8 protein-coding genes and 1 pseudogene are annotated in these 8540 nt (G+C 62.9%); all 9 read left to right on the plus strand.

Going from position 1 to position 8540, the window contains the following annotated elements:
* Window positions 1-358: peroxide stress protein YaaA (gene yaaA, locus VIQ49_RS18820; protein WP_331887357.1), on the plus strand; the 358-nt coding region annotated here is incomplete at its 5' end.
* Window positions 359-910: 552 nt separating this feature from the next.
* Window positions 911-1930 carry a VOC family protein gene (locus tag VIQ49_RS18825; RefSeq protein WP_331887359.1) on the plus strand — a complete coding sequence of 340 codons (1020 nt, stop codon included), beginning with the start codon at window positions 911-913 and terminating at the stop codon, window positions 1928-1930.
* A 49-nt stretch (window positions 1931-1979) separates the two neighbouring features.
* The gene (locus VIQ49_RS18830; RefSeq protein ID WP_331887361.1) at window positions 1980-2924 is read left to right on the plus strand and encodes a fumarylacetoacetate hydrolase family protein; all 945 of its coding nucleotides are present in this window, start codon (window positions 1980-1982) and stop codon (window positions 2922-2924) included.
* Window positions 2921-3913: a C-terminal binding protein gene (locus VIQ49_RS18835; RefSeq protein ID WP_331887363.1), complete on the plus strand. Its 993-nt coding sequence runs from the start codon at window positions 2921-2923 to the stop codon at window positions 3911-3913. Before VIQ49_RS18830 ends, VIQ49_RS18835 begins: the two co-directional genes overlap by 4 nt.
* Window positions 3910-4893 (plus strand): aminoglycoside phosphotransferase family protein, encoded by a 984-nt coding sequence (locus VIQ49_RS18840; RefSeq protein WP_317821498.1) that lies wholly within the window; start codon window positions 3910-3912, stop codon window positions 4891-4893. Before VIQ49_RS18835 ends, VIQ49_RS18840 begins: the two co-directional genes overlap by 4 nt.
* Complete coding sequence (eno, locus tag VIQ49_RS18845; RefSeq protein ID WP_331887368.1) at window positions 4890-6200, plus strand: phosphopyruvate hydratase; 1311 nt, start codon at window positions 4890-4892, stop codon at window positions 6198-6200. Before VIQ49_RS18840 ends, eno begins: the two co-directional genes overlap by 4 nt.
* Complete coding sequence (locus VIQ49_RS18850; protein WP_317821494.1) at window positions 6197-7225, plus strand: fumarylacetoacetate hydrolase family protein; 1029 nt, start codon at window positions 6197-6199, stop codon at window positions 7223-7225. Before eno ends, VIQ49_RS18850 begins: the two co-directional genes overlap by 4 nt.
* Window positions 7222-8343, plus strand: a complete 1122-nt coding sequence (locus tag VIQ49_RS18855; protein WP_331887370.1) for an FAD-dependent monooxygenase — start codon at window positions 7222-7224, stop codon at window positions 8341-8343. The genes VIQ49_RS18850 and VIQ49_RS18855 overlap by 4 nt, the downstream gene beginning before the upstream one ends.
* Window positions 8340-8540: pseudogene (locus VIQ49_RS18860) on the plus strand (amidohydrolase); the annotation flags it as partial. The gene VIQ49_RS18855 and the pseudogene VIQ49_RS18860, both read left to right, overlap by 4 nt.

An 8540-nucleotide genomic window follows, 5' to 3' on the forward strand; every position in this document is an offset into this window, starting at 1 on the left:
CTCCGGCGGGTCCAAGCTGCCGGGGATGGGGACGCTGCGCTCGCTGTGGAAGCCGGAGCTGCCGAAGGCCTTGGCCGCCGAAGCCGACGGCCTTGTCATCGATCTACGATCCGGCACCTACCAAGACCTCGGACCTGTTCCGGACGCCTTGATCGCAACGGTCCTCACCGAGAAGCCGGACGGCAGTCGCACGGTGGTCAGTCATTTCAACAAGCACCACAAGGGTCTTCTGGCGCGGGCGCTCGTGATCTCGCGCGCGGAACCCAGTGACATCAAGGGAGTTGCCCGAGTCGCGTCGAAGGCGGGCCTGCGCGTGGAAATCGCGTCGGACCGCGAATTGATCATCCTGACGGATTGATAACTTCCTCGCGCCAACTACAGCACGCAGAGGTGGGTTCTCACAGCGGCCGGACCCGCGGTGTGGGTCGAGGACCGAGCGCTTCTCAACCCACGAAACGGGCCAAGGCCGGACCATCATCGAAGCCCTCTCGGGTCACCGTCAGGTCGGCCCTCAGCGACGATCGCTCCGACCTCGAGGCCGCCAAATCGTGGTCCAGTGTCGGTCATTCGTCACCTCCTCGATGTAGCAGAGTAGAAGTCACCGCCACGCCGAGATCGGCTGCCTAGTAACGGATCTCGGGACCTGTGACGGAAAGGAATTCTCAGCGCGGACGGCGACTGTACGCCTGTGGCGATGGCAGTAGGAGCGATGACATCCGCAAAGCCGGCCGACCGAGAACTTCGACGTCGTGATGATGCGGATTGACCGCGACGTGCTCACAGAACTGCCAACGCGAACTATTGGCCGCACAGATACTTGGGGTGTCTGAGACCCCATTCCCCTTTTCCGGGATGTGACGCAATCTGGTGATCCAAGCCACAAGTCACATTCTTCGAGAGGGACCCGAACGTGCCGCATTTGCTTTCTCACCTCAGCCATATCGAAATCACCACCCCTGACGTCGCCGCGTCTACCCGCTTCTATACGGAGAAGTTCGGCATGCGCGCTATCCATGACAGTGATGGTCGCGTCTATCTCCGATGCTGGGGTGATTACTACGCCTACAGCTTGGTCTTGTCGCTGGGCCCTGAACCCACGTTGAAGCGAATGGCGTGGCGCACGGCCAGTGCCCAAGCATTGGAGGAAGCAGCCGGTCGGGTCGAAGCGTCGGGCATCACCGGCACGTGGTCTACCGGAGATTTCGGATTCGGTAAGGCATACGAGTTCGTCGGTCCGTGGGGGCATCCCATGCGATTGATCTACGACGTCGACAAATTTGACGCCGACACCGACTACAAGTCGATTTACCCGGACCGTCCGGAGAAGCGATCGGCGCATGCGGGTGCCCCTCGTTTCCTCGACCACATCACCGTGGCGACCACCGATGTACGCGCGTTCTGCGCGTGGTACACCGATGTCCTCGGGTACCGCACGATGGCGTTCACCGATCTCGAAGAAGCACCGATCACCGTGTTCGGTGTCTTGACGACGAATGAAAAATCACATGATCTCGGTGTTGTTCTCGACACGTCGGATCGGCCGGGCCGTATCAACCACATTGCATTCTGGGTCGATACCTACCAGGAGCTGATCGTGTGTGCCGACGTCCTGATGGAACGCGGAACCGACATGGAATACGGCCCATCCATCCACGGCATCGGCGAGCAGAACTACCTGTACTTCCGCGAGCCGAGTGAGATGCGCGTCGAACTCAATTCCGGTGGCTACCGCAACTACGTCCCTGACTGGGAGCCTCACACGTGGAAGCCGTCCGAGGGCTCGAACAATCTCTACCGCAACGGCGCTATGCCGCACTCGATGACCGAATCCTTCCCCGCAGCAGAAGGTTTGACCGCAACCGAAGAGGGCGCCTCACCAGAGATGAAGGCCGAACTGCTCAACCCGTACGCGGTTCCCGGGCAAGGCTGAGCCGAAGAACCCGATTCGACCGCCGTACTACAAAGAACTCTGGAGAAGCATGAAGATCGCACGCCGACAGACCGACAACGGCCCCACATTGTCGGTGCTCGATGCAAATGACGAACTGGTCGACCTCCGCGGCGAGCGGGACCTCGCGTCGTTGCTCGCCGACGACGGCAAGCTCCACGATGTCGCCGAACACGCACTGGCGGAACGTCATTCGGTGACGAGCAGCGCCGATGCCATCCTGCTCGCACCACTCGATCCTCCGACATTTCGCGATTTCTCGACATTTCCCGAGCACACCGAAGGCATCGTCAAACTACTCGATCCGGGGGCGACGATACCGGACGAGTTTTGGCAGATACCGACCTTCTACTTCTCGAATCCGTACGCGATCATCGGTCCGTTCGCCGATGTACCCCTTGCGCCGAGTTGCGTGGATTTTGATTTCGAACTCGAGGTCGGGGCCGTCGTCGGTGCAGCCGGGCGCGATCTGACGGTGGACGAAGCTGCCGACCATATCGCCGGATACGTCGTGATCAACGACTTCTCCGCCCGCGACGTGCAGTTCCGCGAGATGCGTATGCGTCTAGGTCCGGCCAAGGGAAAGGACACTGCGACGAGTCTGGGCCAGTACTTCGTCACTGCGGACGAATTATCCTCTCGCGTATCGGGGCCGTCGTTCGACCTGCGCATGGAGGTCGCCGTCAACGGTGAGAAGATCGGCGGCGACACACTCGACCACATGGCGTGGTCCTTTCCCGCCCTCGCTGCCTACGCCTCGCGCGGCACGCAAGTCCGCCCGGGAGACCTTCTGGGCTCCGGGACATGCCGCAGCGGCTGCCTAGCGGAATTGTGGGGTAGGCATGGCCGCGGTTCACGGCCGGCGTTGCGCCCAGGCGACGTCGTGACCACGAGCGTCGACGTCCTCGGGGGCACACGCAACCGCATTGTCGAATCCGTTGCATCCCAGACGATCACGCCGTGGAGGTCAACATGACGTACCGAGTGCTCATCACAGATCATCCAGCGGCCACTCTCGACGTCGAACGCTCGGTGTTCGAGGCGGCGGGTGTGGACATGGTCGTGGCATCCACAACCGATCCCGCTGAGCTCGCAGTGTTGGCTGCTGACGTAGACGCCATCGCCACCTGCTTCGCCCACGTCACCGCCCAGGTTTTGGAGAGCGCAACGCGATGTCGGACGGTGGCGCGATTCGGCGTCGGTCTCGACAACATCGACGTTGCCCGTGCGACGGAACTCGGCATGATCGTGACGAACGTCCCGGTCTACTGCGTCGACGAGGTCGCAGACCACACGCTGATGATGGTCCTGGCGCTTGCTCGGAGGTTGGTGCCCTTTGTCAACGACACCGCAGCCGGAGCATGGAACCGCTCATTCGCCCCGACTCCGGTCCGATTGCGCGGAAAGACTTTCGGCGCAATCGGACTGGGATCGATCGGCTCGGCGCTCGTTCCCCGGATGGCATCTCTGGGAATGAACGTGGTCGGTCTCGGTCGCCGCTGCGGCGTCACCGATGGCGTCACCGCAGTCGATTCACTCGAGGAACTACTCTCTGTGGCCGATGTCGTGTCTTTGCACCTGCCACTCAACGAGTCCACCCGTCACACGATCGGCGGTGCCGAGTTGGCGTTGATGAAACAGTCTGCGTGGCTGATCAACACCTCGCGCGGCGGTCTCGTTGACACCGAAGCACTGACAGCGGCACTGACAGCGGGCAGTATTGCCGGGGCGGGTCTGGACGTCAGCGATCCTGAGCCGCTCCCCCCAGGGCACCCGCTGCGTACCAGCTCGAACGTTCTCCTCACGCCGCATTACGCGTTCAGCTCCGATGGATCGATGGCCGACTTGTCCCGCTCGGCAGCTCAGCACGTCGTAGATGTGTTGGGCGGTCGACTCCCCGAGTGCATCGTCAACGAGGCCGTATTGGCATCGCCGGCGTTGCGAGTATCGGAGAGCGTTCGATGACCCTCGAAGACGCCGACTTCTCCGGCGCCGTCACCGACCATCTACGCCGGCGCGGCCTTACCTCGCCCACCACGGAGCTAACTGTTACTCCCTTGACCGGCGGAGTCTCCAACGACGTGTTGTCTGTGTCCGGCGACGGACTCGACATCGTCGTCAAACGTGCACTGAGCCGACTGCGCGTCGAGCAGGACTGGGTGGCCGACGTCAGCCGATTGAGCACCGAGGGGCGGGCACTTCAGCTCGCGGCCACCATCGATCCCGGCGCCGTCCCCGCGGTCCTGGATCTTGCGGACGGCTTTCTCGTCATCGAACGAGCACCAGCCCATTGGCGTACATGGAAAGCCGATCTGCTGGCTGGCATCGTCGACATCGACGTTGCAGGACGACTGGGCGAGTTTCTCGCCCACCTGCAGAGCCACACCACCGGGCGGACCGAGGAGTTACGTGGCGACTTCGGTTCCCGCACTGCATTCGAACAACTCCGCGTCGAACCATTCCACGTGCAAGTACGCGACGGTCACCCCGACGTCGCCGCCGAGATCGACCGCACCGTCGCAGTAATGAACGAGACGCCGACATGCCTGGTCCACGGAGACTATTCACCGAAAAACATCCTTGTCGGCGACTCCGATGCACACGTGTGGGTCATCGACTGGGAGGTCGCTCATCTGGGGGACCCCACGTTCGATCCGGCGTGGGTCGTCGGCCACCTGCTGCTCAAAAGCATCCGACGACCAGAGCTTGCGGAACGGTTCCGCCGCGCCGCCGCGAACTTCCTCGACGCGCTCGATCACTCCGACCCAGAATTGCACCGTCAACTGATCCGGCAAACCGGTGTCTTGGTCCTTGCCCGAGTCGACGGGCGAAGCCCGATCGACTACCTCGATGACGGCGGCCGACAAACAGCACGCGCACTCGGCCTCCGATTACTCGGAGACTTCCCTCATCCACTTCTCGACGCTTGGAGGCACCTGTCGTGATCGACACCGCAATCACCACCATCACCGCCTGGGAGGGCCTGGACTCGCGTGGTAAACCGACCGTGGGCTGCGAAGTTCAACTCTCCGGCGGCGGCCGCGGGCACGCCTACGTTCCCTCCGGCGCGTCGACGGGCAGGCACGAAGCGCGCGAACTGCGCGACGGCGACTCCCGCTACGACGGCCAGGGAGTTCAGCAAGCAGCGATCAATGCGCGGACCGTTCTCGCCGAGGCCGTTCACGGACTCGACGCCCTCGACGGCAAGACGGTCGACGAGGCATTGCGCGCGGCCGACGGCACTCCCGATCTCGGTCGCCTCGGCGCCAATGCCGTTCTCGCAGTGTCGGTCGCCGCTGCCCTCGCCGCCGCCGACGCCCAGCGAGTTCCCCACTATCAATCGGTCGCGGCAGGTGCGGACCCACTGTTGCCTCTTCCGATGGTCAACATCATTTCCGGCGGTGCTCACGCCGGCCGCTCGATCGACGTGCAGGACTTCTTGGCAGTTCCGGTAGGGGCAGGGACGTTTTCCGAAGCGATCGACTACACCGCCCGAGTACGTCGCGGGACCGCTGAGGTTCTGCGCGAGATGGGCCATGCGATCGCTCTCGTCGCCGACGAAGGTGGCCTGGGCCCCGTTCTGCCCACCAATCGAGCGGCACTCGACATGGTGGTCGCCGGCATCGAACGGGCCGGACTACGACCCGGCACCGACGTCGGCATCGCGGTCGATGTCGCTGCAACACAGTTTCTTTCGAGCGACGGACGATATGTGCTCGCCGCAGAAGGTGATCGCCGACTGAACGCCGAGGGACTCATCGACGAATTGGTGCAATGGTGCGCGCACTATCCGATCGTCTCCATCGAAGATGCTCTCGGCGAAGACGACTGGGAAGGCTGGGTCGAAGCAACGGCGCGTCTGGGTGACCGGCAGCTTCTCGGTGACGACTTCTTCGTCACCGACGCCGAGCGATTGGGCCGGGGCATCAAGGTCCGCGCTGCCAACGCTGTCCTTGTCAAGCCCAACCAGACCGGTACGTTGTCCGACGCCCTGGCCGTAATTCGACTGGCTCAGGAAAACGGCTATCGCACTGTGCTGTCCGCTCGATCCGGCGAGACCGAGGACTCGTGGCTGGCCGACCTCGCCCTCGGCTGGCGAACCGGGCAGATCAAAGTCGGCTCAACGATGCGATCCGAACGCACCGCCAAGTGGAACCGATTGTTGCAGATCGAATCTCAGCTCGGCGGGACCGTCGAATACGCCGGCGCCTCCGCCCTGTCCTGCCCAACCATTGACGGAGTACCGGCATGAACCGACGACTGAACACCTATGGCGTTGGCACCTTCGACGACGGACAAGGCAGCTTCCCAGGCGTCGTGTCGGGTGACCGAGTAATCCGTATCGAACCGGGCCGCCTCGGCCCCGGCATCGACACCACCCTCGACATCTTCGACGCATGGGAATCTGTGCACACCGCACTACCCGCAATTGCCGACGAGGCATCGAAAACCGGGATCCCGCTGACGGAACTGCAGGTGCTACCGCCGGTGCAACCTCGCCACATCTTTCAAGCGGGAGCCAACTACCGCAGCCACGTCGCCGAGATGATCGTCTCAGGCAAAGACGATGCCGACATGCGATCCGACACCGAACTGCACACTGCCGCAACCGCAATGATGGACGAGCGCGTCCGGACAGGAAGCGCCTTCTTCTTCGCCGGCATGCAGTCCGCGATGTGCGGCGCCGACGACGACGTGCTCCTCGTTCCCGAATCGGCCCGCACCGATTGGGAAGCCGAACTGGTGATTGTCATAGGTTCCCGGGTGGCGAACGTGACCTACGAAGACGCACTGACAGCCGTAGCCGGATACACCATCGCCAACGACGTGAGCGCGCGCGATCTGCAGTTCCCCGCTGAACACGCCCCGCTCGGCGGAGACTGGATGCGCGCGAAGAACCGTCCGACCTTTCTTCCGATCGGCCCGTTCGTCGTACCTGCCGACTTGCTGGGCGACTACAGAGAACTCGAGATCGAGTTCCGTCTCAACGGCGAACGCATGCAACACGACAGAGCGGCCAACATGCTCTTCGACATTCCCTCTCTCGTCTCACAAGCATCCGCCATCACACCGCTCCTACCTGGGGATTTGATTCTTACCGGCAGCCCCGCCGGCAACGGAGGCAAGTGGCAGCGCTGGCTCACTCCCGGAGACGTCATGGAAGCGTCGGTGACCGGTATCGGCACCCTGCGAAACACCTGCCGCGCGTCCTCATCGCCGCCCAACACATCCAGTCCGGTCACTGACACACTTTCCAGGAAGGACAACCATCGGTGATAGTCAACAAAGTCGGCATCGTCGGCGCTGGCATTGCAGGAATGACAGCCGGTATCTTGCTCGCCGAGGCCGGCATCGATGTCGAGATACTCGAAGGCGCTGAGAACCCGTCCCTATCCGGTTCAGGGATTACTCTGCAAGGCAACGCACTTCGCATTCTCCAGCAGATCGGCGCATGGGATCGCATCAAAGAACTAGGCTACGCATTCGACTCCATCGGCATTCGCGCGCCCGACCCCGACGCCACCGTTCTCGCGATCATCGACGACGTCCGCACCGGCGGTCCGGAACTGCCGGCAACCCTCGGGATGCGACGACCGGAACTCGCGGAGATCCTCCGGAAACTGGTGCACGAGAGCGGCGGCCGGATTCGATACGGTTGCACGCTCACCGCAACCGAATCCGACAACGACACAGCCACTGCAATCCTTGCCACCGGTGAGCGGCTGTCGTACGACCTGCTCATCGGCGCAGACGGCATCAATTCCACCACCCGCAAGCTACTCGGAATCGATATCGAACCGCGATCGACCGGTGCGGGCGCCTGGCGCGTCGTCGTCCCCAGGCCAACCGAAATCGTCCGCACCGACCTCATCTACGGTGGTCCCAACTATATCGCCGGATACTGCCCCACCAGTGACGACTCGATTTACGCGTACATCATCGAGGACGCTCGCATGCGTGACCTCAAAGACGGCCCGGCGGTCTTCAAAGAACTCGCCGGCCACTACGGAGGCCCGTGGAAGGAGATCGCGGCCTCCGTCGACGACGACACACCCATCAACTACACGTGGTTCACCACTCATCTGGTCGAGGGACCGTGGCACCGCGGGCGGATCATGCTGATCGGAGATGCGGTGCACAATTGCCCTCCGACCATTGCTCAAGGCGCGGCAATGGCCCTCGAAGATGCGTCTGTGCTGGTCGAGGAACTGCTCGGCGCCGATGGATCCATGGACCAGGTCTTGCTGCGCGTTCAGGGGCGCCGCTTCGGGCGAGCGAAGGTCGTCGTCGAATCATCGACCCAGTTGGTCGAGTGGATGGTCGAAGGACGTACCGACGGTGACGTCCCCGGTCTCATCCACAAGGTCGCGCTGATGCTGGAGGTGCCGGCGTGAGTACCGTCGACGTACATACTCATGCCTTGTTGCCTGCCGTCGAAGCGTTCGTAGGTGAACTCGATCCGGAAGGGCTCGCCGCGGCGCGGGCCCTCGACGGACGCAGAAACGGGTCTCTGTCGTCCGCCGAGTCGGGTCGCATGATCAAAGAGCGGTGGGCACTGTTGACCGACCTCGCCACTCGCCTGTCTGCGATG

Source organism: Williamsia sp. (assembly GCF_036566845.1).
Lineage (GTDB): Bacteria > Actinomycetota > Actinomycetes > Mycobacteriales > Mycobacteriaceae > Williamsia.